We start from the raw sequence: 24,251 nt of genomic DNA, 5'->3' as shown, positions 1-24,251 counted from the left end.
GGGTGGAGCTACGGCAGCTGGAGTCGTTCGTCGTCGTCGCCGAGGAGCTGCACTTCGGCCGGGCCGCGGCCCGCCTGCAGGTCTCGGGGCCGCCGCTGTCCCAGCAGATCCGCAGGCTCGAACGCGAGGTCGGCGCCACGCTGTTCGACCGGCACACCCGCGCCGTCGCCCTCACCCCGGCGGGCGCGGCGTTCCTGCCCCGGGCCCGCCGTGCCCTCGCCGCCGCGGACGAGGCCGCGGAGGCGGCGCGCGAGGCCGCCGCGGGCGGCACCGGCTCGGTCCGCCTCGGGTTCGCCGGGCCCAGCTCCAACGCCTGGCTGTACCGGACCGCCCGCCGCTTCCGCGCGCACCGGCCGCAGGCCCGGCTGGTGCTGGTCACCGGCCGGTTCTCCGGCGAGCTGGCCGAGGACCTGCGCGCCGACCGGGTCGACGCCGCGCTGATCCGCACCCCGGTCGACGACGACGGCCTCGTCGTCCACGAGATCGACCGGCACCGGCTCGTCGCCGCGCTGCCCGAGGAGCACCCGCTCGCCGGGCGGGACGCGATCGACCTGGCGGAGCTGGCCCACGACCCGTTCGTCACCTACCCGGCCCGGCGGATGGCCGTCATGCGCACCTCGGTCGACGCGGCATGCCTGCACGCCGGGTTCCTGCCGCGCATCGAGCAGGAGGCTCCCGAGACGCACACCCTGCTGTCCCTGGTCGGGGCCGGTGTCGGGGTGGGGCTGGCGCTGGAGGCGACGGCGGAGCTGCGCACGCCCGGGGTGGTGCTGGTGCCGCTGACCGACCCGCCGGAGGTGCCGCTGGCGCTGGCGTGGAAGGCCGGCGCGGTGAACCCGGTGCTGGCGGGGCTGCTGGAGGCGGCCGGTGTGGGTGGGGCGGTCGTGCGGGGTGTCGGGTCGGTCTGACCCCCGCCCGCCCGCCCCACCTGCTCAGCCGGTGACCCCGGCCCGGGCGATGTAGTCGATCATCGCCTGGTCCGGGCCACCCGCCGCGGTCACCTCGTCGGGGTTCTCGTCCCGCAGCCGGTACAGCTGCCGCTGCAACGACTCGTCGCCACGGTGGAAGGTCGCCAGCAGCTCCGACCACCGCGCGGCGAGCGCCTGCACGCGCGGCTCCGCCGGGTCGGTGCCCGCGTCCATCTCGGCCTGCACGTCGGCGATCAGTCCGGGCCACGCGGCCGCTGCCGCCTCGCCCTCGGCGCGCCGCGCACGGAGCGCGGCGACCTGCTCGGGAGTGAAGTACTGCGCGAAGGTGTCGTTCACCCTGCTCACCTCGTCGATCATCATCAACACGTCCGACGGGTCGGGGTCCGGCGCGTCCCGGAGCCGGTCGACGACCGCCGCGAGCGTGCCCCGCAGGGCGTGCAGCGCGGCCAGCCGGGCGTCGACCTGGTCCAGGTGCGCGGTGAGGACGTCGGCGAACGACCCGGACGAGAGCAGCCCGCCGATCGCCTCCAGCGGCAGGCCCAGCTCCCGCAGGGCGACCACCTGGTAGACGCTGCGGACGTCGCCGTCGTCGTAGACGCGGTGGCCGGAGGCCGTCCGCGCCGACGGCACGACCAGCCCCCGCTCCTCCCAGTGGTGCAGTGTCCGCACGGTCAGCCCGGTCACCCGGGCCAGCTCGCCCACCTTCACCGGAATCCCCTCCTGTCGGGCCGCCACGTCGTGGCGGCATGATGGACGGTGCCGCCTCACGCCGCGTCAGGTGCAAGCCCCGGAAGCGACGGTCCCGCCGCGACACGCCGGGGCCTGCGACACGCCGGTCACGGATTCACCCCCGCGAGTGGTCGGCCCCCGCCCACGGTCCGGTCGGTCGATCACCCTTCGCATCGGCCGCCCCGGACGTGGGGACGGAGGGTGTCCGGCGTCCTGGGAGAACCGGTTCCGTCCGTTTCACACCACACTTTTGGTACCCGTGGTGACCGGGTCACCCGTTGGTGTCGCTGCCGTATCCCCGCCGGTGAGCGGCTGCCTACTGTCCGCTTGCCGCGACGCACAGGCGTCCCGGTGGTGCTCACGGGAATCGTGAGACACGTCCGTCCCACCGGACACGATCGGGGAGAAAGACATGCGCAGGAAGCTTGCGGTCACCGGCGTCGCCGTCATCGCCACCATGGTCGCCTTCAGCCCGCTGGCGTCGGCTGCGCCCGCGCCGAAGGACGACGACGGTGACTCCTTCGTCCAGGACGTCGGCAACACCCGGGGCGACCAGTTTGGCCTGGTGAACCTCGACGACGTCAACGTCCTCAACAACGCCAACATCTGCCCGGGCGTCAACGCGGCCCTCGGCAACGTCCTCGGAATCCTCGGCGGCGGGGCGGCGCAGAACCGCGACAACCCGACGTCCTGCGACTGACGCCCGACGACGACCTCCGCCCCTTGCCTCCCGCCGCCACGGGACGCAGGGGGCGGTTCCGTCTCGTCCGACGCCGGCCCCGCCGGGACTCAGTGGAAGACGTAGTCCGACGGCTCGACGCGGCGGGTGCGCTCGTCGTACTCGCGCATGTAGCCGGGCCAGTTGGTGACGATGCGCCCGGTGTCGTCGCGGTACCAGGAGTCGCAGCGGGTCCACGCGGTGCCGGGGAAGCGGGCCTGGACCTCCTCGTCGTAGGCCTGCTCGACCTCGGGGCGGACCTCCACGCCGGACGCGCCGCGGCGGGCCGCCTCCTGCAGGGCCTCGCGGACGTAGCGGACCTGGTGCTCCAGGTACCGGATGATCGAGCCGCCGGAGGTGTTGGTGTTCGGACCGTAGAGCACGAACAGCGACGGGAACCCGGGGACGGTCATGCCGAGGTAGGCGTGCGCGCCGTCGGACCACTCGGTGCGCAGCGACCGTCCACCCGGGCCGCTGATCTCCATCGGGAACATGAAGTCGGTCGCGGCGAACCCGGTGCCCCAGATGATCGTGTCGACCTCGTGCAGCGTGCCGTCCTCGGTGCGCACCCCGGTCGGCTCGACGGCGGCGATGCGCGACGTCTCGACCTCGACGTTGGGCCGCTGCAGCGCGGGCAGCCAGTGCGAGCTGAACAGGATGCGCTTGCAGCCGAAGGTGTAGTCCGGCCAGACCTTGCGGCGGACCTCGGGGTCGCGCAGCTGGGCCCGCATGAACAGCGTCGCGTAGAGCCGCCCCAGCCGGCCCCAGGTGGCGGGGTGGCGGATCATCAGCGTCAGCGACTCGCAGTACTCGGTGATGAACCGGCGCCGCGCGGCCTGCAGGCCGGGCACCCGGGCGATCGCGGCCCGCCACCACGCCGGGAACCTGCGGTTCCGCCGCGGCAGGAACCAGTTCCCGGACCGCTGGAACACCGTCATGTGCCCCACCTCGGGGGCGATCGCCGGCACGAACTGCACGGCGCTGGCCCCGGTCCCGATCACGGCGACGCGACGCCCGCGCAGGTCGTGGTCGTGGTCCCAGCGCGCGGAGTGGAACATCGTCCCGGTGAACGAGTCGACGCCGGGCAGGTCGGGGGACACCGGCCGGTTCAGCTGCCCGGTCGCGACGATCAGTACGTCGGGGGTCCAGGTGCGCCCGTCGTCGGCGGTGACCGTCCACGGTCCGTCGGCCTCGTCGCGCCGGGCGTCGACGATCCGCACACCGGTCTGCACCAGCTCGTCGACCCCGAACTCGGCGGCGACCCCGCGCAGGTAGGCGAGGATCTCGGGCTGCGGTGAGCAGAGCCGCGACCAGTCGGTGCGCTGGGCGAACGAGTACGAGTACAGATGGCTCGGCACGTCGCAGGCGGCGCCCGGGTAGATGTTGTGCAGCCACGTACCGCCGATGCCGTCGGCGGCGTCGACGATCGTGACGTCGCGGATGCCGTGGGCCCGCAGCTCGATCGCGGCGGCGATGCCGCCGAACCCGGCGCCGACCACGAGAACGCTCGGTGCGTGCACGGGACCTCCCTGTCTCCGGAATGCAGCAGCGATCACCGTAGCGATGCGGCCCGGGGCCCCGGGTGCCCGTCCCGGCCCGTGCGGGCCGTCTCCGACCTCACACGACGGGGCCGTGCGACCCGGCCCGCGACGGAGCACAGTGGAGGATGAACGGCCGACACCGGGCCGGCCGGGAACGGAGCACAGTGATGAGCACCGTCGTCGTCGGCGTGGACGGATCGGACGCGGCCCTGGACGCCGTCGCGTGGGCGGCCCGCGAGGCCGCCGCCCGGCACGCCGACCTGCTGCTCGTGCAGGCCTTCGACGTGGCCGGGCTGTACGCGGACGCCGCCGTCGCACCCCTGCTCGACGACGTCGAGGAGTCGATCCGCGAGGAGTCCCGAGCGACCCTCGACGCGGCCCGGCACGCCGCCGCGCAGGCCGCACCCGAGGTCGCGGTCGACGTCGCCGAGGACAGGCGGGCGCCGTCGACGGCACTGGTCGAGCGGTCCGCCACGGCGGAGCTGCTGGTACTCGGGTCCGCCGGACGCGGGGCGATGGGCACCGCGCTGGGATCGGTGACCCTCGCCGTGGCCTCGCACGCGGGCTGCCCGGTCGTCGTCGTCCGCGGCACGTCGTCCGACGGGCCGGTCCTGGTCGGGATCGACGGCGGCCCGCTGTCCGACGTCGCGCTGGAGCACGCCTTCGCCGCGGCCGCCGAGCACGGCACCGGGCTGGTCGTCCTGCACGCCTGGCACGACGGCCGGTCCCCGGCCCTGCGCGCGACCGGTGCGTTCGACCGGCTGCGCGAGGCCGAGGAGCGGGCGCTGGCCGAGCGGCTCGCCGGCTGGTCGGAGCGCTACCCCGACGTCGCCGTCGAGCGGGTGATCGAGCGCGCCGAGCCGGGACGCGTGCTGGCCCAGCGCAGCGGGGCGGCGCGGCTGGTCGTCGTCGCCACCCGCGGGCGGGGCGGGTTCACCGGGCTGCTGCTCGGCTCGACCGGGCTCGCGCTGGTCCAGCGCGCGGACTGCCCGGTGATGCTGGTCGGGCCCGCCGCGACGGCCTGAGGGCTACGACCGGAGCGCGGGGTCCAGCGCGGCGGTGAGCGCGGCGACGGTGACGTCGCCGCGGTACTGCTCGCCGTTGACGAACAGGGTCGGCGTGCCGCGCACGCCCGAGCGCACCGCCGCGTTGAACCCGGCCTCGACGCGGTCCTCCGCCAGCCGCGTCGCCGGCCAGACGACCCGGTCCGGCCGCACCCCCGCGGCGACGGCGTGCTCCCGCAGGTCGTCCTGCCGCAGCCGCGGCGGACCGGGGGCGAACAGCGTGTCGTGCATCTCCCAGAACCGACCGTCGAACCCGGCCATCTCCGCGGCGAGGGCGGCCGCGATGGCGTGCGGGTGCACCTCGTGCAGCGGGAAGTGCCGGAACGCGAACCGCAGCCGCCCCTCGAAGCGGTCGCGGACCGCCTCCAGCACCGGTGCGGCGTCGCGGCAGTAGGGGCACTCGAAGTCGCCGTACTCCACCAGCGTCAGCTCGGCCTCGGGCGGGCCCAGGACGTGGTCGTACGGTCCGACGGGCGGATCCAGGCTGATGACGGCCTCCTCGTTGCGTCCCGCGACGGGCGGGGCAGGATCAGCACATGGCGGTGGTGACCCTAGCCGAGCGCGGCGACCTCTCCGATGCCGCGCGGCGGTTCCTCGGGACCGAGTCCGGATCGGCGGTCCTGCTGGTCGGGGCGGCCGTCGTCGCCCTGCTGTGGGCCAACCTCGGCGCCGGCTACGAGACGTTCTGGCACACCCCGCTGGCCGTGTCGTTCGGCGGGTCCGCGCTCGACCTGGACCTGCGGCACTGGGTCAACGACGGCCTGATGGTGCTGTTCTTCCTCTCCGTCGGGCTCGAGATCGCCCGCGAGACGACGCTGGGCGAGCTGCGCGGGTTCCGCGCCCTGGCCGCACCGGCCGCGGCCGCGCTCGGCGGGCTCGTCGTGCCCGCCCTGTTCTTCCTCGCGCTCAACGCCGGCGGCGAGGCGGCGGGCGCCTGGGGCATCGCGATCTCCACCGACACCGCGGTGATGCTGGGTGTGCTCGCTCTGCTCGGGCCGCGCTGCCCCGACCAGCTGCGGGTGTTCCTGCTGGCACTGGCCATCGTCGACGACATCGGCGCGGTGCTGGCGATCGCGCTGTTCTACACCGACGAGGTCGACCTGCTCGCGCTGCTCGTCGCCGTGGTGCTGCTCGCCGTACTGCTGGCGCTGCGCTGGGTGCGGTTCTGGCGGACGCCGTTCTACGCCGTCGTCGGGATCCTGTGCTGGGTCGCGGTGCTGCGGTCGGGGGTGCACCCGAGCGTCGTCGGCGTCGCGCTCGGGCTGCTGGTCAACGCCTACGCCCCGCGCCGCACCGAGATGGTCGAGGCCGTCCGGATCGGGAAGAACTTCCTGCTCGACCCCACGCCGGAGCGGGCCCGCACCGCCCGCGCGGTCGCGGTCGCCGCCGTCTCCCCGAACGAGCGGCTCCAGCAGGCCATCCAGCCGTGGAGCAGCTACGTCATCGTGCCGCTGTTCGTGCTCGCCAACGCCGGGGTGGTGCTGTCGTCGGAGACCCTGTCGGCCGCGGCGACGTCGATGCTCACCTGGGGCATCGTGCTCGGCCTGGTCGTCGGCAAGCCGATCGGCGTCGCCGCCGCGACCTGGATCGCGCTGCGCACCGGGCTGGGCCGGGTGCCCGACACGCTGCGCTGGGGTCAGCTCATGGGCGGTGCCGCGCTGTCGGGCATCGGGTTCACCGTCGCCCTGTTCGTCACCGAGCTCGCGCTCACCGACGAGCTGCTCGTCGCCGAGGCGAAGATCGGGATCCTGACGGGGTCGGTGCTGGCCGCGCTGTCGGGCTGGCTGGTGTTCCGCCTGGCGGGGGAGCGGGGCGGGCAGTGCGCGCCGAGCGGCCTGCCGACGCTGCCGCCGCGGCCGTGGCGGCCGGCGGACTGAGCCGGTCGGCCGCCACGGCCGGCGTGCGACGGCGGCTCAGCCGGTGACGTCGCGCCCGATCAGCTGTCGGGCCACGATCCACTGCTGCAGCTCGTTCGCGCCCTCGAAGATCTCCAGGATCTTCGCGTCCCGGTACATCTCCTCCAGACGCACCGACTCCCCGGACTCCGAGACCTGCCGGGCGAAGCCGAGTGCGCCGTGGATCTGGATGGCCTCGCGGACGAGGTCGTTGGCCAGACGGGTGCCGTAGGCCTTGGCCATGGCGGCCTCCGGCTCGGCCGAGCGGTCGCCGCGGTCGAGCAGGGTCGCGGCCTTCTGGTAGAGCGTGCGGGCGCACTCGATCTCGGTGGCGCGCTGGGCCATGGTGAACTGCCAGTGCTGCATCGCGCCGAGGGGGCCGCCGAAGACCTGGCGGGTGCGCAGCCGCTGCACGGCCAGATCGAGTGCGGCCTGTGCGACGCCGACACCGGCGGCGCCGATCCCGATCCGGCCCCGGACCAGGGCCGACAGGGCGACGCCCAGCCCCGCCCCCCACTGGCCGAGGAGGTTCCCGGCGGGCACCCGGACGTCGTCGAACACGATGTCGGCGGTGATCTGGCCCCGGTGACCCATCTTCAGGTCGGGCGCACCGATCCGGACCCCGGGGGAGGACAGGTCGACCAGGAACATCGCGGCCCGACCGCTGTCCGCCCCGGCGCGCACCAGCACCGACACCCAGCCGGCGACGACGCTGTTGGTGATCCAGCGCTTGCGTCCGTTGAGCACGTAGCCGTCGCCGTCCGCGGCGGGCTCGGCGACGGTCTGCATGCGCTCCGCGGTCAGGTCCGAGCTGGTCTCGGGCTCGGTCGTGGCGAAGGAGAACGCGGTGCGGCCGCTGGTCAGCTCGGGGATGAGGCGGGCACGCAGCTCGTCGGAGGCGTAGGTCAGCGTCTGCGGGACGAGGATGCACTGGCCGTCGTAGACGCCGGCCATCGAGCTGGAGTGGTAGGCGATCTCCTCGGTGACGGTGCAGGTGGCCAGCATCGGGTGCGTCAGACCCGCGCCGAGGTCGGCGCCGAACGGGATCTCGAACAGGCCCTCCTCGGCGAGCCCGCGGAACGCCTCCCACGGGAAGCTGTCGGCGGATTCCTCGCGGGTGCCGATGTCACGGGCGTGCGGGGCGAGACGCTTCTCGACCGCGGCGCGCGCCGTCGTGCGGACCTCGACGATCTCGTCGGGCAGCCAGACGTCGTGGGTCATGTGGTCCTGCGTGCGCGGCACCTGCGTCACGGTGCCCCGACCCTGCTCGACGATCGTCACGACAAACTCCTCCTCGGTCGACCGCCGCAGAATAACAGTCAAGCGTGACTGTTCTTGTCGTGTGCTTCGATGTCCGGACGCCGGCACCCGCCACGCCGGCGGTGCCGTTCGGAGGAGCAAGCCGTGCACCGTGGACTGCGTGCGCTCGTGCTGGGACCGGTCGCCGGGCTCTGCGCGGCCGTCGTCGCCTGGTATCTGATCGGCGACGTCGGTACCGCCCCGGCGGACGGCATCCGGGTCCTCGACCCGCCGCTCGCGCTCGAGGTCCTGCCGTGGCTCACCGGCGTCGTCGCGGGTGCGGGCCTGGTCTGCTGCGTCCTCGCCGTCGTCAAGCGGTGGGCCGCGGCGTCGCCGGTGGTGCTGTGCGTGGTGGCGGGCCTGCTGGTCGGGTGGGCCGGGCGCGTCATGACCGCGGCGGTGATCGGCGCCAACATCGGCGGGGGCCTGATGATGCTGGTCGGGCTGCCGCTGGCCGGGATCCTGATCCTCGTCGCGGTCGTGACCGCGCTCGTGATCGCCCGGAGGGCTCAGAGGGACGCGAGGATGTCGAAACCCGACCCGTCGGCGACGGCCATGTAGATCCGCTGCTCGGCCCGGCCGTCGCGCACCGTCACCGGTCCGCGCGGGCCGACGTAGCGGCACCGTCCGGCGGCCTCGGACAGCCGGATCGCGTCGGTGGTGCCGACCCGGTTCACCAGGGCGGCGAGGAACCCGACGCCCTCGTAGCAGGATTCGCCGGGCGCGCACGGCAGCGGCGCGCCGGGGCCGAACCGGCGCGCGTAGCGGGCGCCGAAGGCCAGGCTCTCCGCGGTCGGGAGGGCCTCGAAGTAGCCGGCGGCGGTGAACACGTCCTGCGACGACCCGGCCCCGGCGGAGGCGAGCATGCTCTCGTCCATCAGCGGGGAGAACCGGGCGTACCGGCTCTCCAGCCCACGCCGGGCGAACTCGCGGTGGAACGCGACGGCGTCGGAGCCGACGAGCAGCGTCAGGACCCCGTCGACGTCGAGGTCGGCCAGGTCGTCGAGCACCGCCCGGTGGTCCGAGGTGCCGAGCGGCACGAACCGGGTGTGGTCCAGCGTCGGCCCGCCGGACCCGTCGAGCGCGGCCCGGGTCCGCGCGATCGACCGGTGCGGCCAGCGGTAGTCGTTGCCGATCACGGCCCAGCGCCGGACGCCGATCTCCTCGGACATCCACCGCAGCGCCGGGGTGAGCTGGATGTCCGGTGTCTCACCGATCGGGACGACGCCCGGCGTGGTCTCGCCGCCCTCGTAGAGCGCGGTGAACACGTACGGCACCAGCCCGCGCAGCGCCGACGCGAGCCGCACCCGCACGGGAGAGATGTGCCAGCCGACGACGGCGTCGATCGCCCCGGTACGCGCCGCCTGCGCGACCGCCGTCGCGACCTGCTCCGGCGCGCCGGACCCGTCGAGGATCCGCAGGTGGACGGGCCGGTCGAGGATCCCGCCCACCGCGTTCAGCTCCTCCACGGCCAGCCGGGCGCAGAGGATGCACGACGGGCCGTAGATCCCCTCGGAGCCGGCCGAGGGCACGACGAGGCCGACGGTGAACGACGGTCTCGCAGTCGACGGCATCGGACGCACCCCCACGGACGCTTCGACGACCGGAACGCCGGCGCGGCGCGGGGTGTTCCCGCCGTCACAGTCCTTCCCCGGACCTTCGGCCCTGGCCGGGCCGGTCACCCGTCCCCGATGATCGAGGACGAGGAGGTGGCCCGATGACGATCCGATGGGCGGTCGCGGCGCTGTCGGCCGTACCGCTGGTGGCCCTGCTGGTCCGGCGGTTGTCCCGCCGGTCCGGGGCGACCGAGGCCGAGGCCGGCCGGACGCTGCCCGGCGACGAGCTGCTGCCCGCCGCCGACCTGCAGAACGACCGGGCCTGCACGATCGGCGCGCCGCGCGCCGCGGTGTGGCCGTGGATCGCGCAGCTCGGGCAGGACCGGGCCGGCTTCTACTCGTTCGAGGCGCTGGAGAACCTCGTCGGGTGCCGGATCACCGGGGCGACGCGGGTGCACCCGGAGTGGCAGCACATCGGGCCGGGGGACCGGTTCCGGCTGCACCCCGACGTCGCGCTGCGGGTGGCGCAGGTGGAGCCCGGGAGCCACCTGCTGGTGACCTCGCAGGGCGGCGACGCCCCCGGCGGGGCGGACCTCGCGATGACCTGGCTGTTCCACCTCGCCCCGGTCGTGCTGCCCGGCGGCGCGACGGGAACGCGGCTGCACCTGCGGGAGCGCTACGCGACCGGTGGCGGGACGGCCCGGGTGATGACGGAGCTGGTCGGGGTGGCGAGCGCGGTCATGACGTGGCGGATGCTCACGCGGCTGCAGGAGCTGGTCGTCGGCGACGGTCGTCGTGACGCCCGCGCACGTCGCCTGCACACATCCGGGTGACCGCGGATCGGCCCGTGTTGTCCGGTTCCCGGTTCCGGACCGGTGGCTGGCAGGGTGGCCGGGAGACCGTGGACGTTCGTCCGGCGGAACCGGAACGCGGCCGCCCGGGCCCGCGGACCAGAGGAGAGGAACCCGATGTCACAGCCGTACGCCGGTGGCCCCGCGCCCACACCGGCCGACAGCAGCCGGATCGCCGCGATCCTGGCCCACCTGTCCGCGCCGATCGCCGCCGTGCTGAGCGCCGGACTGCTGAGCCTGCTCGGCCCGCTGCTGGTCTGGCTGGTCAAGAAGGACGACCCGTTCGCGCGTCGGGCCGCCGCCGGGGCGTTCAACTTCAACCTGTCGTTCTGGGTGCTGTTCATCGTCAGCTGGATCCTGGTCTTCACCGTGGTGGGGATCGTCGTGGCGATCCCGCTCATGGTCGTGCTGTTCGTGGTGTCCGCGTGGTGCCACATCAAGGGCGCGGTGCGGGCGTCGAACAACCGGAGCTACGACTACCCGTTCCAGCTGCGGGTGCTGTCCTGAGTCCGGAGTGAGACCGGGCGTCCCTCGGCCCGGTCGTGGCCTCAGGAGGGGTCGCCGGAGGATCGGAGCCGGCGTACGACTCGGATCCCGACGACGGCGAACGCCACCAGTCCGCCCACCTCGACGATCGTGAAGCCCAGATCCCACAGTGGGGTTTCGAACCCGCGAACCGTCAGGACGGCGTCGGCAGCCCAGAGGACGGCGAACGCGAGGCCGAGCCACGGGACGTAGCGCGGGATCCCGGGGTATGCGGCTCGCGCGAGGAACATGCTCGTGGGCAGGAAGAGGAGAACGCCGGTCGCCCCGACGAGGCGGAGCGCATCGGCGCAGGCATCCAGCCGCGAGCCCTCGGCGGCGAGAACGTCGACGGGTACGGCGGCATCCTCTGGCGAAGACGGCGCGGGGACAGCGACGATCCGGTCGAGCTCCTCGTGTGGCCCGCACGAACAGGATCTGGGGAAGCGCGGCCGGCCGCCGCGGGTCTCCGACGGTCGATCTGATCTCGCCGGTCGTCCGTGGTCGGGGTGGCGGGATTTGAACCCACGGCCCCTCGCTCCCAAAGATCAACTTCGATCTTAGGAGTGTTGACCAGCGGAAACAGTGCTGACGAGCCTATCTCAAACCGAGGAGGCGAGTGCACGTGAACAGCGACTACCGGTACCGGCGTCTGTCCGACGCGGACACCCTGGCAGACCTCCTGCCGGACTACGACCTGTACCTCAGGGCGTCGGGGAAGTCTCCGAACACCGTGGCGGTGTACACGAGGGCGGCACGTGAGCTGGTCGCGTTCCTGGGCGACGGTGTGATCCCGAGGAAAGTGACCCACAGGCATATCCAGCGCTACCTGGCGCACCTGGCAGAGCGCCCGAACCGGTTTGATCCGTCGAAGGGTCTTTCCCCTGGTTATATCAATCAGCAGTACCGGTCGCTGCTCGCTCTGTTCAAATGGTTGACCGAGATCGAGGAAGAGATCCCGGTCTCTCCCTTCCTCAAGGTGAAGGCTCCCAAGATCCCGGACAAGCTGGTGCCCGTGATCCCGGACCAGGAGATGAGAGCCCTTATCCGGGCGTGTGAGGGGACCAACTTCACCGCACGCCGGGACATGCTGATAGTCAGACTGCTAATTGACACAGGCGCCAGACGCGCCGAGATCGTGAATCTCCGGCTCTCTGATATCGAGTTGAACCCGAACGGTATGCACGTTGTCGGGAAAGGCAATCGCCCGAGGATCATCCCGTTCGGGACCAAAACAGCCCAGGCTCTCAGGCGGTACCTGCGTTCTCGCGCTCGGCACCGCCTGGCAGAGACCACTGACCGTCTTCTGCTCGGGACAAAAGGACCGATGGCTATCACCGGACTACGGAGCATCCTGAACAAGCGGGCAGAACAAGCGGGAATCCCGCACGTACACCCGCACCGGTTCCGGCACACCCTCGCGTCAGCGTGGATCGCTTCCGGAGGTTCCGAGACGGATCTGATGCACCTGGCCGGATGGAAAAGCCGAGAGATGCTGTCCAGGTACGGTGCCAGCGCTGCCGCTGACCGTGCCCGAGAAGCCCATCGCAGGAAGGCGCTGGGGGACCGGTTCTGAGGCGATAAAACCCGAGGGGTACCCGGAGGTACCCCCAAGGCATAAACGCTTGCCCTGGGGCCTCTCACGGCCCCCGCAGGACTACCGGATGGACCCGCCCCAGTGAGGCACCTACGGGGAAAGCCTCACGGGCTCTAGTAGCCGCTGCCGTGTGGGCGTGGACGTACACGGGGGTCAATCGTTTCGACCCTAGCTGCTCAGAAGTGAGCAGCTACAGCGTGTCGGCGTTCGCCGAACTTGGCATCAGAGGCTTGGGTTCACGCAACTCAGTAGCCAAGTACCGGGCTATCTGGCGATAAGCCTTCGGCGACTTTCCCCGTGGGCGTCGCCTCCCGCAGTCCGCGATCGACGCGGGTGAGGCAACGACCGTTGAGCCGGGCGAGACCGTGGTGATTCGTCCCGTATCAAGTAATAGCGGTTCTTACTCACTCAACGAGCACAGACGGACAAGGTGACGATTCTCAGAAATCGTCAGTGCGGAGCAACCGGAACCGCTGGCAAACGTCTTCTAATGTACAGGGTCAGAACCACTGATCCGGCGCGAGAGGACCACCGTTGACGATTCCCGGACAGGCGCAGCACGAGGCACAGCGATACAACGAGATGCTGACAGAAGCGATGGCTCTCGCGATCGAGGCTGATATCTGGTCTGGCGACCCCGCCACGGGGCACGACTGGTCCGGACACCACGATGGACTCATGGGCGTGATCGGCCCTCTGGTCGTCGACCGCCCGGACCTTGAGGAGATGACTGAGAAAGCGGTCGCTCTGGCGATCAGTCGCGTAGCTAGCTAGCTAGCTTCTCCCGCGCCCGGGGCGTAGCTTTCCCGCCGCTGCGACCCCGGGACGTGGGCTCAAGCCAACCGTCTTCCCTGGCCCTGCCGACATGAGCTTTCACGGTCGCCATCGGCCGGTCGATCGCGCCGGCCAGAGTGTCCAGGATGCCTCGGCCGGGTAGGGCGGACACCGTCTCATAAGCGACGGCCAGGTGAGCTAGGTAGTCGTCGGTGATCTCCCCGCTGGTGCGCTCCCATGCTGCTGAGAGCGCCTTGAGCACGTCGTTGGCCTCGTGCCGGACAACGTGGCGGGTCCTGTGGTCGTCGTGTCGCAAGCGGTCACCCAGCGCCCGCCAAGCCTGCCGTAGCTGCTGGTGATCCAGCTCTGCACCCTCGCCGACGGCTCTGATCGTCACCTCGACGATCCGGCCGTCTTCCCTGGTCACGTCCAGTTCGTACGGGCTCACGACCCGCTCGACAACACGTCCTCTGTTGTCGGGCCCAGTGGCCCCGTCTCGTTCGGTCTCTCGCATCCCAGCATCCTACCACGTTCGAGCTGGACATCTAGCTAGCTAGTTGTTATAATCGTGGTAGCTCGACATCCGTCGGGTCAGTCGACAGGAGGAGAGATGCCATCACCCCGAGACGTCCCACGCTGGCCGGCGTGGCGAACGCAACCGCTGAGCACGTTCGGACGGGTCGTCATCCCGTCCGCAGTAACTGAGCAAGACCTAGAAATCATTGAGCACCGTAAGACTAAGCATTATCACGCAGAAACGGACCACAACAATGACCAGCACGACCGTTAACCGCGCTATCGAAATGGACCAGGACCAGGCTGCCGCTGTTGCGGCGGTGGGCTCCTGGTTGTCCCGGCGCCTGGTGGACCCGAAGGTTCCTCAGATGTTCCGCGTAGGCGGGCCGGCGGGTTCCGGCAAGACCACAGTGATCAAGGAAATCCTAGAGCGGCATCGAGATCTCGACGTCGCGGTCACGACTCTGACTGGCAAGGCATCTCAGGTGCTCCGCGACAAGGGCGTGGACACTGCGATCAACCTGCATCAGCTGTTCTACCGGCCCGACCCGGACATCATGCCGAGGAAGCAGGAAGTGGACCGGCTGCTACAGGGCGTCACGGACCCGCAAGAGGTCCGCACCTTGCGCCTTGAGTCGCAGCAGCTCGCCAAGACGATGCACGTCCGGGTGCCGGAGATCGGTCATGAGCTGATCATCGTGGACGAGGCATCGATGATCTCGGGGCGGGTAGCCGAGGACATCTTGCAGTTCGGACGGCCGGTCCTGGCAGTCGGGGACCCGATGCAGCTCCCTCCCGTGGAATCGTCGTACGGGCTGCCACCGCTGTTCGCGGACCGGTTCCCGGACAAGCTCCTGATGGGCAACCACCGATCGAACGATGATCTCGTGGGGCGAGTGGTCAACGCGGCTCGGGCCGGGCGCGGTCTTCCGACTGAGGCGATCGTCGGGACCGACCGCCGTGACATTGATCTTCGGGACTATGACGTGATCCTCGTGGCGTCGAAGACACGACGGTGGGAGGTCATCTCAGAGCTGCGCCAGGCCCAGGGGAAGCCGACCACGCGACCCGTGGTCGGTGACGAGATCATGCTCTGGAAGAACGCCCACGACCACGGCCTGTTCAACGGCAGCACGGCCGTGATCATGGACATGGAGTACGGGGAGACCAAGGACGAGTTCCGTGCTCTGTTCGATGACGGCTCGTGGCACACGGTCGCACTGGCCGGGTTCCAGAGCCAAGCCGCGCTCGCCAAGGAAGAAGCCGACTGGAAGAAGCGGAAGCGGCGCCTGGTCGCGTCCTACGCGGATGTCCTGACCGTCCACAAGGCCCAGGGTTCCGAGTGGTCCCGGGTACTCGTGGCCGACCAGTGGGGCGGCAAGGATCTCGACATGAAGCAGCGGTGGCGCTACACCGCCGTCACCCGTGCTCGGGACCTCGTGCACGTCGTCGGAGCTGAGTTCGGTGTTCCGGTTGCGTAAGGCTGACCGGGCGGCGGCCCTGTCGCGTTACACAGCCGCCGGCCTCACCATGTTCCCGTACGACCTGGAAGACACGCCGTTCCGGGGCTGGCCCAACCCTGCGCTGATGAGCGGGCACACGGACCTCCTGGGGTTCACCCGGGTGTTCGGGGTGCACATGGGCAACGGGTTCGTGGGAATCGATGTCGACGCCGACCGTGGTGGGTCCCTGGACGGCTTGGAAGCCGAGTACGGCCCTCTCCCGCCGACCCTGACGACGGTGACTCCGTCGGGACCTCAGAACCTCCACCTGGTGTTCCGGACCTCCGGGTCCGTGTGCACGTCCAAGGAGTTGACCAAGCGGTTTCCAGGGGTCGATTTCATCGGGGCCGGCGGGCACCTGATCGGCGCTAGCTCCGTGCGGCTCATGGACACCAAGGAGGAAGTGGCCTACAAGGCGCAGTGGCCTTTCCTGGACCCTGCGCCCCTTCCAGAGGGCCTGGAACGAGCGTGGAGAGCGACGGCGCCGGCGTCGGTCGACTCCCTGCGCTCCGACGAGATCGAGAGTCGAGTATTCGACGACTCTGTCCTGCCGGAGCTTGAGGCAGACACCTTGGACGGCGTGATCATGTCCGCCCTGGACGTGATCCGGTCGACCAACGGTCCGCGCCATGACACCACGCTGCGGATGGCGGTCAAGGTGTATCACGCGGCGCTCCTGCGGGGTGAGCCGCTGGACTCTTACGACGATCAGATCCGTGATGCCTACGAAGATTCCGGAGGCGAGGATTTCCCTGACCTGGCGAAGATGATCAGGGACACCAAGGCGTACGCGGTCACCAACCCGCGTCCGCGTCCTGCGGTCTCGGCTTACGTCAAGACTCGACGCGACGAGATCGGCTTGTGGGCCGATGCAGCTACAGCGGCCTTCCCGACCAAGGCCAAGAACATCAGGGCTTTGATCACGGCCGTGGCGGTGGAGGCCACAACCGAGTTCAACATGAGTACGTCAGCGTCCACGCTGGCCGATCGGTACCCAGGGGTCGGGTCCCGTTCCAAGGTGTCCCGGAACCTCGGCGTCCTGGAGAGCAACGGGCTCCTCTACTCCGATGGCGGAGCCTGGACCCTGAGTGGCTGGTACACCCCGCATTGGACGTTGAGAGAGCCCTAGGCACAAACCCGTTCAAGATCATTCCAGGTATGGGCGGCAAGCCGCGACTGGTCGATGGGCTCAGGGACCCATCGACTGACCCGCCAGGGTCACCGCTCAAGCGGTAGCGGTGCGTGCCCGCACCAAGTCATCAGGGCCGGACCGACGCTGAGGGTCGGCCCTTATATGTGTACCAGTTGGCGAGAGCCGAGTAATCAACCAACCACTGTGAGTGACTTCTAGGCACCAGGAGAACAGGTGCCAACCAACAATCGGGCCGTGAGGGCGGCCCTTAAACGAAGGATCATTGTCATGAACGCTAAGATCAACAGTTCGGCGCACGCCACCGAGGACGTGTCCGAGTACGACGACGCTGTCGACGGCGAGGAAGCCGTCGTGGGCGCACCCGGGTTCGTCCGGGACACCCCGGAGGGTCCGGACTTCCGGTCCACCCCGTTGTGGGTTGACGATCGACCGTACGACGATCACGTAGACAGCCGCGAGGGAACGGCTGTGTTCGACCTCTTCACCGCCGGCCATGGCTTCCAGGTCATGGCGGGGCCCAAGACCGCTCAGAAGCAGTTCTTGTGCCGTCGGTGCGGGACGGAGATCGTGCGTCCCGCCGACCAGTGGGTCTGCGAGTTCTCCGGGGACGTGACCACCCGCCCGATGGTCACGCCGGGGCAGCCATGCCAGTGCAACTGGTGCTGTGTCAACGCTGACGTCCGTGAGGGACGCCCGCCGGAGCGGTGCGAGGCGTGCCGTCTGCTCGACGAGCGGGACCGAGCACGGGCCAACCGTGAAGCCACGAACACCCGGCACCGCGCCATGGCCGGCGCTGCGATCCAGGCCCACCCCGGGCTCGACGACCACGAGATCGCACGCATGCTCAAGGTCCCGAAGGTCCGTGTCGCAGAGGCAAGAATCCGTACGGGAAACTAGTACTAATAGTAAGGGCCTGATCGACCCTTTATCGGTACCAGCCAAATAGATCACCAGGACCCCGGTTGACCACACGGTCACCGGGGTTCTTTTATGCCTCCGTTCTCGCCTCGGTTTCCTTCGTTGGCTAGCAGAACGGTTCGGCCAGCACGGTCCCTCTCCCGGTGCTGGCCCTGGCCCGTTCCGGTGGACCCCGGGTGTTGATCACCGGAGCGGGCCTTTTCTTATGCCTATATCCATAAACACCAACTCTAACTCAGAAAGGATGACCATGACGGACTCTTTCATGCACGGACTCCGATACGCGCTATCGCTCATCGGTACTACCCAGACAGCCCAGGCTCGCGCTCTGGGCGTGAGTGTCCCGACCATCACTAGGTGGCGGGCCGGCGTCGCCGTGCCCAACGAGCAGAACATGGCTCGGATCGCCAACAGGAGTGGCCTGGACCAGGAGACCATCCGCGAGGGCGGTCCCGATGCTTTCGCGGGCACCGTTGATTCCATCAATCAGGCGGACCCTGGTTTCCGCATGACCTCGATCCCCAACCGCTAAGGACACCAATGGAAACTATTGCTCAGACTCTCGCCAGACTGCTCCGAGAAGGCATCGAGAGCCCTGACGATATCGACGTCGATGCCTACCCGATTGACCCGAACACGGGTGCCCATCGGGCTTTCGACCCTTCCCAGGGACACGGAACGGGTGACCAGGTGATCACCCGTAGCCCTGTCGACGATTTCTTTGATGCTTTCAACGAAGCCTACGCACGTAAGGATGACTTTTTCCGATGACCATCACGAATACCGAGAACCTGTCCGAGGCGCGCTTTGGCGCGGACAACCCGAACCACGGTAGGGGTCCTGTTCCCAACGTGGGTAGCAACGTGGCGGGTGACCTTCTCCTGATCAAGAGCTACCGAACGGCCGTCGCGACCGTCCGGGACGCCGGCGTGACCCTCCCGGCTGAGGTAGACCGAGCTTTCGACGTCCTCGACGCCGTCTCCCAGCACCACGGAGCGGCGGAGGTGCCCTCGATCCAGGGTCTTTCTCCCGAGGACACGATCAAGGTTCTCGACGACTACGTCACGGCCAAGAGCCGTCAGGCGGCTCATGCTCAGGCCAAGGCGGTTGTCCAGTCCCTCGCGGTGACCCAGCTCAGGGACGCTCTGGCGTCCAGCCTGGACGACGTCCTGACCCAGCTCGCCGACCGCTACGACGACGCGGTCAAGGTGTACCTGGAGGGCCATGACATCAGTTCGATGACCGTCGCTGCCGTGGCCGAAGGTGACTTCAACGGTGAGCGCGTAGCCCGCTGGCACGCAGCCAAGGCGGCTGCCGTAGACCTCGATCAGATCGCCAACACGGTCATGACTCTCGCCGTGGAGAAGCCCCGATACTCCACGCACTACGACCAGCGGATCGCGCTGATGGCCGATCTCGCGGACGCCAACGTCCTTTGGCTCTCCTCCGCTGATGATTCGGTTCGGTCCGGAGAGCCCAAGGCGAACCTTCCGTTCGGTCTGGCACCGGCTCTCGTGGAGGCCGGCGCCAAGCTGAGCCTTCCAGCCTCCGTGGACGCTTGGGCTGAGCGAACCGAGGGGTTCCAGGACGCCCGGGACGATGCCGCTACGGAGGCGTACCGGTGAAGTGCAAGAGAACAGATTGCCATAACCCGGCGGTTCCCGGATACGCCCATTGCGGGCGGTTCTGTGCAAAAGTATTCGGGGAGCAGGTTGATTTCCAGGCACGGGCGGCGAAAGCGAACGATGCTGAGACCATCGCTTTCAGGGACGCTCAAGCGGTCGCCCTTGAGGAAGCTGGCCTGTGGATCAGCGAGTTCTACCGGCTCGAATCCGAGATCAAAGCTTCTCGGTAGGTCAAGCCTTCACGATAAGCTCAAGCCTTCACGAATGACTAACGATAATAAGTGCCGGCGGTGCGGAACGCCGATCGGCGAGACGCCCTCTGGCCTGCCCGGCGACCAGGCCGGAGAGCTACCCCCGGGAAGGGCCCTCGGACCCGCCGGCCGCTGTCCTGACTGCTCCGAGTGCCGAGACTGCGGAGACGGACTCCCGTCAACGGCTACCCCCACCCAGGTGCGATGCACCCCATGCCGGGTCAGAGCCACCCCCGGTGCCGTTCAGTGCCCCTACGCCTGGTGCCTCGGGTGGTTCGTGCCCAGCGCGAGGAACCCGCACAAGTGCGGTCCTCGCGGTCCGGCTAACACAGCGGCCCTCGCTCGCTTGGACAGCGAGCCTGAGCCCCGGGTTCTGCACGGGCCGGCGCTTCCGGCTACAGCGCTGGGAGTACGGCACAGCAGGAGCAGCCCCGGCCCTGAGACACAGGTCGGCGTACAGCAGCAGACTGCTCGGCTTAGGCCGGCGCAGTAGCGCGGCTAGTACAGCAGCGCTGTCCTCGCGAGTACGAGGACAGCAGAGCCGCCGCTAGCTACAGCAGTAGGACAGCACAGCCGCTAGAGCGGCACAGCACAGAGCGGGCCGGGAACGGCGGGCTTGCGGAGTGCCGGCGCTTTTCCGGCGCTCCCTCGGTAGACCCGACCCACGAACGGTCAGGAGCAGGCGCACCCCCAGGGGGCCTGCTCCCCCCGGGGCCTTCGGCCCCCGGCGCGTATTGCGGATCCGCCATCCAGTAAACGAACTAGGCCCCAATTAGGGGAGAAACGAGATGATTGATGGATAAGCCTGATGATTTCGGAACGAGCGGTTCTCATTCTTGGGACGCCGTTACCGATGATGAGCTCAACCTGGTCCTGCGGCCTGATGAGTGGCCGCTCTTGGTCGAGGCGTGCCGCAACCTGGACCTGATCGACGTGCTCCGAGCTGAGTTCGCCTCTGACCCCCGGTACATCGTCAAGGGAAGCACCGGCCAGCCGGTGATCAACCCACTGGTGAAGCACATCGACACCGCGACCGCGCGGTACCAGTCGATCGTCAAGCAGCTCGGAGTCCCCGACGTGGACGAGGAGCGTGCTCGGCAGCGCGCCGCTCAGCTGAGCGCTGACATGGCAGCCCTGGGACGGGCTTCCTGGGACGTTCGCCGGCGCGATGCGTAAGCGCCAGACGGACAACGGGACCCCCGGGGTGCCTCCGGGGCTCCCCGACCGGTTCCTGAACCCGGTGATCGAGCTGGACCCCGACCACGACACCGGGAACCGCGAGTACGCCGCGTTCCAGTCGTTCCGGGCCTACGCCCGAGACCTAGAAGCGTGGCTGAACGCCAACGCTCCGGGCTACCGAGCCCCGGACGTGATGACCGCTCTCGGAGCCACCCTGACCCACTTCCGGGCCGTCGCCCGGAAGCTTCAGACCCGCTAGCAACTACGCCCTGGCCTACTTGAGCAGGCTGACGATCAGAGCGCCCAGAGCAATGATCGTGGCACCGGACGTGGCGAGAGCGCTCACGCTCGCCGCGAAGCCCTTCCCGTCGGCCAGGACCCGCCGCAGGAACTCGCCCCACTTGCTGCGACTAGCGAGCAGCTTGGCGTTGGCCCAACCGTGCTGCCGATTCTGGTTGCACCCACCAAGGATGCCCCTCGCGTTTCTCCGGCAGTACAGCTCTTCCCCGTCGCGTCCCCGCTCCCGGATCGGAGCGCCGCACGGGACCGGGGCGAGCATGAACATATACACGGCTCCGAGGCCGGACATGATCGCGATAGGTGCCGCGCCAACCTGAGTGGACCAGATCGCGACAGCGATCACAGGGAGCAGGAGATAGCCCCAGAATCTCCAGATGAACTGCTTACGCTTTTTGGTCAGAAGCTTCGTTTTCCCCACGAGCAGGAAACGCTACGTGTAGCGGCCAACGTTAGGAACAGACGTCACTGCCTTGGCGTAGTTACACCCCTGTTGTATCCGACGGCGATTGCATATGCAGTTGATCGCAGATCATCAAGATTGTGTATGGCGTCGGCATTCACATTATGAGCGCAACCATGAGAGCATCAGGCTGTGATCTTGACTCCGTCTCAGCGGTTCCTGTTGGTCACGCTGCTGTCCCACCAGCGGCCTGACCTCATGATGAGCAAACAGGCCCCGGGGCTCCGGGGCTCGTACCCGGTCGGCGCGTACCGCCGGCTGATCCAGCGAGGGTTGCTCACGGATCAGGGCAATCTCACACCACTGGGCCTACAAGTGGCTAGCGAGATCGTTCAACGGATCGGCCGTTAGTCGTCGGCGTTTGGGAAACGTCGTGGTCCGCCCCATCTTTTGGCGACTTCTTCGATCTCCGCATGGAAATCACTCTCGCTCAACGAGTGCAGCGCTCCGAGACAATCTCGATGCCAGAACTGATTCTGACAGTCGCGGAAATAGATCCCCGTAGCAAACGGGACTGCTCTGTTCGTCTGCGGTATATCATGAAAATCTTTGATAGCGTATTGGCTTGGCTCCACGGCTGGTGGGATTACTGACGGTTCGTTAAAACTGACTACTCCGTCGAGCGGACTTTCGACGTAGATGGCAGTCGTATAGATCGGTAGCTGAGAAGCATTTCTCACTCGAACGACCGCGTACCTCGCGCGCCTGCCGTATGCGGGGTGCATCGGCTCAGAGAGGGCATAACCGAACCACACTGCAATGGATTCAGCCTGTTCGGATCGCTCTTTCTGGTCTCGCTTAGATTGGTCGGCACGCAACGCGGATAGCTGTTCGTTCTGTAGGCGGTTCGTCTCTTGTGCAGCGCGGGCGGCTCTTGCTGCGAACATGAGCGCACCAGCAGCAACAACCCATGTGATCAGTTCCTGAACGTTGCCATAATCAAGCTGGATAGCGAACCACGTAGCTCTGACGACAGGGGTGATAACCCAGGAGGACCACTCCGGTTGCCACGGCATCATCTGCACGTCAGGGAGTCTGCCGGGAGGGTCTGACATTCAGAGAGCGGGCGGGCCGTCGGTCGACATGCTCCGTACGGCCGTGCCGATCGGTCCGGGGGCCGGGATGGGCCGTAGGCCCACCGCGTAGCGGCGCCGTAGGCGTCCTGGCGCTCGGGCCGGGCGGTGCGGCAGCCCTGTGGGTGGCGGCCGATGGTCTGCACGCGGGGCCGGGCCGGAGAGAGGCCCTGACCGGAGGTCCCGCCGGAGGCTCGCAGTAGAGCCTGGGACGGCTACCAACGGAAGGCCGGCGTCTGACCGGCAACGGGACTGCCTAGCGGTCCTGCTCTTGCAGCTTCTGAATCTGGGCCCGGAGGTCGTCCAGGTCCCATCGGGCCTGCCCGCCCGCTGTGCGGAGTGCGGGCTTGACGATGCCCTTCTGGGCCCATCGGGAGAGCGTCGAGGGGTCGACAGCGAGGGCTCGTGCGGCCTCTGCTGTCCGAACAAGCTGCCTCTCCTGCGCCATTGGCACAGGTTGTCATAGAGGTCCGCTGACAGAGAACGCGCCTGTTCAGCGGGTTGCCAGCGCTGCACGACAGTCCTCAGTTGTAAGAGTTGCAAGAGTAGGTGTAGCTTGAGATGCAAGAGTTGCACGAGATGAGGGAGTAGCCATGTTCAAGTGGGAGCAGTCGGAGATCGTGGAGGCGCACCGCCTCACGGTGGCGATGGTCTGGGCTCTGCTCGGCGTCGGGACGGTGCGACCGTCCACCTGGGCCGCTCTGATCCGTCGTGGTCTGGCCGAGCGTGCCGACGACTCCGGCTACCGGTTCACCAGCACCGGCCAGGACGTGGCCGATGAGTTGTACAACCTGACGACCGACGAACCGGAGGTTCCTGCTCCCCGGGAACCCCAGGGTCTGCCCACGGTCATCGAGCCTCGCACCGTGACCGCTGATGAGGTCGGTGCGGGTGAGAATCAGCCCTCTGAGGCTGAGCACGAGCCCTCGCGAACCGCGCTATCGACGGCGGACGCTGTTCGCTCCGGTGATGTCCTGGTGTGGCGCGGTGAGCGCCGGCGAGTGCTCGGGACCTGGACCGAACACGGGGAACGGGTGATCAGCACCTACGAAGGCACCCTGATCATGCCGCCGGGGACTCCGGTCCGTGTGGACCCGGTGGAACAGTTGGCTCTCGTTGGCTAAGCACTGGGATGGCGACCCCGAGGGAAGCCATCAACGCTGGACCCCTGAGGTCCCACCCAAGCACCCCAAGCCGATCCCGGCGATTCTGATAGGCGCCGGTGCGGCAGCGATTCTTCTGCTGATCGCGTTCGTTCTGTTTTCCTCATAGTCACGGGTCGGCCCCGTCAATGCCGGTGCGGTTAGAAGCCGCGTGGACGCCGTCCACTCTCACAACAATTCACAACACACCAGGAGTCTGCCATGCGCCAGATCGCTATCGACCAGTCCCGAACGAAGTTCGTGTATTCCGGCCTGTGCGTCGAGAAGCCCCGTTACGTCCAGCTCTCGGACGGTACCTCGAAGCGCGACGGGTCCCAGATGACCAACGACGACGGGGTCCCGCTGTGGACCATGGACTGTTACGTGGACGACGAGAACGCGACCCGCGCTGAGGCGATCGGGGTCACGGTGCCCTCCTACGACGAGCCGACGGCCGCGCGGTTCCAGCCGATCACGTTCGACGGCCTGGTCGCCACCATCTACACCGGCCGTGACGGTCAGCCCGCCGTGAGCCTCAAGGCCACCGGGATCGCGGGCCACTCCAAGCCCGCACCGGCCGACAAGGCCGCCTGACCCCGTCCCTGATCCGCCGGCCCCTGCCCTGCTTCCCCGGGGCAGGGGCCTTTCTCATGCCCG

28 protein-coding genes are annotated in these 24,251 nt (G+C 68.8%); 18 read left to right on the top strand and 10 right to left on the bottom strand.

Annotated features, from left to right (window positions below; translation table 11 throughout):
• Window positions 1-2 precede the first annotated feature (2 nt).
• Window positions 3-908, top strand: a complete 906-nt coding sequence (locus KPL60_RS18825) for a LysR family transcriptional regulator (protein ID WP_226366657.1) — start codon at window positions 3-5, stop codon at window positions 906-908.
• Between the two features lie 24 nt (window positions 909-932).
• Here the strand turns inward: KPL60_RS18825 and KPL60_RS18820 are convergent, their stop codons facing one another.
• Window positions 933-1,637: a MerR family transcriptional regulator gene (locus KPL60_RS18820; RefSeq protein ID WP_226366656.1), complete on the bottom strand. Its 705-nt coding sequence runs from the start codon at window positions 1,635-1,637 to the stop codon at window positions 933-935.
• Between the two features lie 433 nt (window positions 1,638-2,070).
• On the opposite strand from KPL60_RS18820, the gene KPL60_RS18815 reads away from it, so the two are divergent.
• A complete protein-coding gene (locus KPL60_RS18815; RefSeq protein WP_062396993.1) occupies window positions 2,071-2,358 on the top strand; it encodes a hypothetical protein in 288 nt (95 codons plus the stop codon).
• 89 nt (window positions 2,359-2,447) lie between these two features.
• On the opposite strand, the gene KPL60_RS18810 is transcribed toward KPL60_RS18815, so the two are convergent.
• A complete protein-coding gene (locus KPL60_RS18810) occupies window positions 2,448-3,896 on the bottom strand; it encodes an NAD(P)/FAD-dependent oxidoreductase (protein WP_226366655.1) in 1,449 nt (482 codons plus the stop codon).
• 188 nt (window positions 3,897-4,084) lie between these two features.
• Between KPL60_RS18810 and KPL60_RS18805 the strand changes: the two genes are divergently transcribed.
• Complete coding sequence (locus tag KPL60_RS18805; protein WP_178376364.1) at window positions 4,085-4,942, top strand: universal stress protein; 858 nt, start codon at window positions 4,085-4,087, stop codon at window positions 4,940-4,942.
• A gap of 3 nt (window positions 4,943-4,945) precedes the next feature.
• Here the strand turns inward: KPL60_RS18805 and KPL60_RS18800 are convergent, their stop codons facing one another.
• Window positions 4,946-5,431: a DsbA family protein gene (locus KPL60_RS18800; protein ID WP_226366903.1), complete on the bottom strand. Its 486-nt coding sequence runs from the start codon at window positions 5,429-5,431 to the stop codon at window positions 4,946-4,948.
• Window positions 5,432-5,517: 86 nt separating this feature from the next.
• On the opposite strand from KPL60_RS18800, the gene nhaA reads away from it, so the two are divergent.
• A complete protein-coding gene (gene nhaA / locus KPL60_RS18795) occupies window positions 5,518-6,858 on the top strand; it encodes a Na+/H+ antiporter NhaA (RefSeq protein ID WP_226350294.1) in 1,341 nt (446 codons plus the stop codon).
• Between the two features lie 36 nt (window positions 6,859-6,894).
• Here nhaA and KPL60_RS18790 read toward each other — a convergent pair whose 3' ends face one another.
• Window positions 6,895-8,157, bottom strand: a complete 1,263-nt coding sequence (locus KPL60_RS18790; protein ID WP_226366654.1) for an acyl-CoA dehydrogenase family protein — start codon at window positions 8,155-8,157, stop codon at window positions 6,895-6,897.
• A gap of 123 nt (window positions 8,158-8,280) precedes the next feature.
• Between KPL60_RS18790 and KPL60_RS18785 the strand changes: the two genes are divergently transcribed.
• Complete coding sequence (locus KPL60_RS18785; protein ID WP_226366653.1) at window positions 8,281-8,736, top strand: hypothetical protein; 456 nt, start codon at window positions 8,281-8,283, stop codon at window positions 8,734-8,736.
• Here KPL60_RS18785 and KPL60_RS18780 read toward each other — a convergent pair.
• The gene (locus tag KPL60_RS18780) at window positions 8,685-9,749 is read right to left on the bottom strand and encodes a substrate-binding domain-containing protein (protein ID WP_226350296.1); all 1,065 of its coding nucleotides are present in this window, start codon (window positions 9,747-9,749) and stop codon (window positions 8,685-8,687) included. The two genes, KPL60_RS18785 and KPL60_RS18780, sit on opposite strands and share 52 nt — an antisense overlap.
• Before the next feature lie 143 nt (window positions 9,750-9,892).
• Here KPL60_RS18780 and KPL60_RS18775 point away from each other — a divergent pair, with 143 nt between their 5' ends.
• Complete coding sequence (locus tag KPL60_RS18775) at window positions 9,893-10,564, top strand: hypothetical protein (RefSeq protein WP_226366652.1); 672 nt, start codon at window positions 9,893-9,895, stop codon at window positions 10,562-10,564.
• 135 nt (window positions 10,565-10,699) lie between these two features.
• The gene (locus KPL60_RS18770) at window positions 10,700-11,089 is read left to right on the top strand and encodes a DUF4870 domain-containing protein (protein ID WP_226366651.1); all 390 of its coding nucleotides are present in this window, start codon (window positions 10,700-10,702) and stop codon (window positions 11,087-11,089) included.
• 41 nt (window positions 11,090-11,130) lie between these two features.
• Here the strand turns inward: KPL60_RS18770 and KPL60_RS18765 are convergent, their stop codons facing one another.
• Window positions 11,131-11,649: a hypothetical protein gene (locus KPL60_RS18765; protein WP_226366650.1), complete on the bottom strand. Its 519-nt coding sequence runs from the start codon at window positions 11,647-11,649 to the stop codon at window positions 11,131-11,133.
• A gap of 80 nt (window positions 11,650-11,729) precedes the next feature.
• Here KPL60_RS18765 and KPL60_RS18760 point away from each other — a divergent pair, with 80 nt between their 5' ends.
• Together KPL60_RS18760 and KPL60_RS18755 are read left to right on the top strand one after the other, a co-directional pair.
• Window positions 11,730-12,680 (top strand): tyrosine-type recombinase/integrase, encoded by a 951-nt coding sequence (locus KPL60_RS18760; protein ID WP_226366649.1) that lies wholly within the window; start codon window positions 11,730-11,732, stop codon window positions 12,678-12,680.
• Between the two features lie 555 nt (window positions 12,681-13,235).
• Window positions 13,236-13,475, top strand: coding sequence for a hypothetical protein (locus KPL60_RS18755; protein ID WP_226366648.1), 240 nt, complete (start codon window positions 13,236-13,238; stop codon window positions 13,473-13,475).
• Here the strand turns inward: KPL60_RS18755 and KPL60_RS18750 are convergent.
• Entirely contained in the window at window positions 13,468-13,989 is a 522-nt protein-coding gene (locus KPL60_RS18750) for a hypothetical protein (protein ID WP_226366647.1), read from the bottom strand. The two genes, KPL60_RS18755 and KPL60_RS18750, sit on opposite strands and share 8 nt — an antisense overlap.
• Before the next feature lie 256 nt (window positions 13,990-14,245).
• On the opposite strand from KPL60_RS18750, the gene KPL60_RS18745 reads away from it, so the two are divergent.
• The 7 genes from KPL60_RS18745 to KPL60_RS18720 all read left to right on the top strand — a co-directional run bounded on the left by KPL60_RS18745 (window position 14,246) and on the right by KPL60_RS18720 (window position 20,878).
• Window positions 14,246-15,472 (top strand): ATP-dependent RecD-like DNA helicase, encoded by a 1,227-nt coding sequence (locus tag KPL60_RS18745; protein WP_226366646.1) that lies wholly within the window; start codon window positions 14,246-14,248, stop codon window positions 15,470-15,472.
• Between the two features lie 106 nt (window positions 15,473-15,578).
• A complete protein-coding gene (locus KPL60_RS18740) occupies window positions 15,579-16,622 on the top strand; it encodes a bifunctional DNA primase/polymerase (RefSeq protein WP_226366645.1) in 1,044 nt (347 codons plus the stop codon).
• 291 nt (window positions 16,623-16,913) lie between these two features.
• Window positions 16,914-17,543, top strand: coding sequence for a hypothetical protein (locus tag KPL60_RS18735; RefSeq protein ID WP_226366644.1), 630 nt, complete (start codon window positions 16,914-16,916; stop codon window positions 17,541-17,543).
• Window positions 17,544-17,769: 226 nt separating this feature from the next.
• Entirely contained in the window at window positions 17,770-18,096 is a 327-nt protein-coding gene (locus tag KPL60_RS35155) for a helix-turn-helix domain-containing protein (protein ID WP_374228717.1), read from the top strand.
• 235 nt (window positions 18,097-18,331) lie between these two features.
• Window positions 18,332-19,189 (top strand): hypothetical protein, encoded by an 858-nt coding sequence (locus KPL60_RS18730; RefSeq protein WP_226366643.1) that lies wholly within the window; start codon window positions 18,332-18,334, stop codon window positions 19,187-19,189.
• Window positions 19,190-20,235: 1,046 nt separating this feature from the next.
• Complete coding sequence (locus tag KPL60_RS18725; protein ID WP_226366642.1) at window positions 20,236-20,616, top strand: hypothetical protein; 381 nt, start codon at window positions 20,236-20,238, stop codon at window positions 20,614-20,616.
• 28 nt (window positions 20,617-20,644) lie between these two features.
• Window positions 20,645-20,878 carry a hypothetical protein gene (locus KPL60_RS18720; protein ID WP_226366641.1) on the top strand — a complete coding sequence of 78 codons (234 nt, stop codon included), beginning with the start codon at window positions 20,645-20,647 and terminating at the stop codon, window positions 20,876-20,878.
• A 15-nt stretch (window positions 20,879-20,893) separates the two neighbouring features.
• Here the strand turns inward: KPL60_RS18720 and KPL60_RS18715 are convergent, their stop codons facing one another.
• From KPL60_RS18715 to KPL60_RS18705, 3 genes are all read right to left on the bottom strand, one after another.
• The gene (locus tag KPL60_RS18715) at window positions 20,894-21,337 is read right to left on the bottom strand and encodes a hypothetical protein (protein WP_226366640.1); all 444 of its coding nucleotides are present in this window, start codon (window positions 21,335-21,337) and stop codon (window positions 20,894-20,896) included.
• Between the two features lie 389 nt (window positions 21,338-21,726).
• The gene (locus KPL60_RS18710) at window positions 21,727-22,404 is read right to left on the bottom strand and encodes a hypothetical protein (RefSeq protein WP_226366639.1); all 678 of its coding nucleotides are present in this window, start codon (window positions 22,402-22,404) and stop codon (window positions 21,727-21,729) included.
• Window positions 22,405-22,708: 304 nt separating this feature from the next.
• The gene (locus KPL60_RS18705; protein ID WP_226366638.1) at window positions 22,709-22,900 is read right to left on the bottom strand and encodes a helix-turn-helix domain-containing protein; all 192 of its coding nucleotides are present in this window, start codon (window positions 22,898-22,900) and stop codon (window positions 22,709-22,711) included.
• A 145-nt stretch (window positions 22,901-23,045) separates the two neighbouring features.
• Between KPL60_RS18705 and KPL60_RS18700 the strand changes: the two genes are divergently transcribed.
• Both KPL60_RS18700 and KPL60_RS18695 read left to right on the top strand, forming a co-directional pair.
• Window positions 23,046-23,576 (top strand): hypothetical protein, encoded by a 531-nt coding sequence (locus tag KPL60_RS18700; protein WP_226366637.1) that lies wholly within the window; start codon window positions 23,046-23,048, stop codon window positions 23,574-23,576.
• 240 nt (window positions 23,577-23,816) lie between these two features.
• A complete protein-coding gene (locus KPL60_RS18695; RefSeq protein WP_226366636.1) occupies window positions 23,817-24,188 on the top strand; it encodes a hypothetical protein in 372 nt (123 codons plus the stop codon).
• Window positions 24,189-24,251: the final 63 nt, after the last annotated feature.

The organism is Pseudonocardia sp. ICBG162 (assembly GCF_020496225.1).
GTDB classification, from domain to species: domain Bacteria; phylum Actinomycetota; class Actinomycetes; order Mycobacteriales; family Pseudonocardiaceae; genus Pseudonocardia; species Pseudonocardia alni.
The sequence above is the reverse complement of the archived record's forward strand: the minus strand, read 5'-3'. Positions and strand labels throughout refer to the sequence as shown.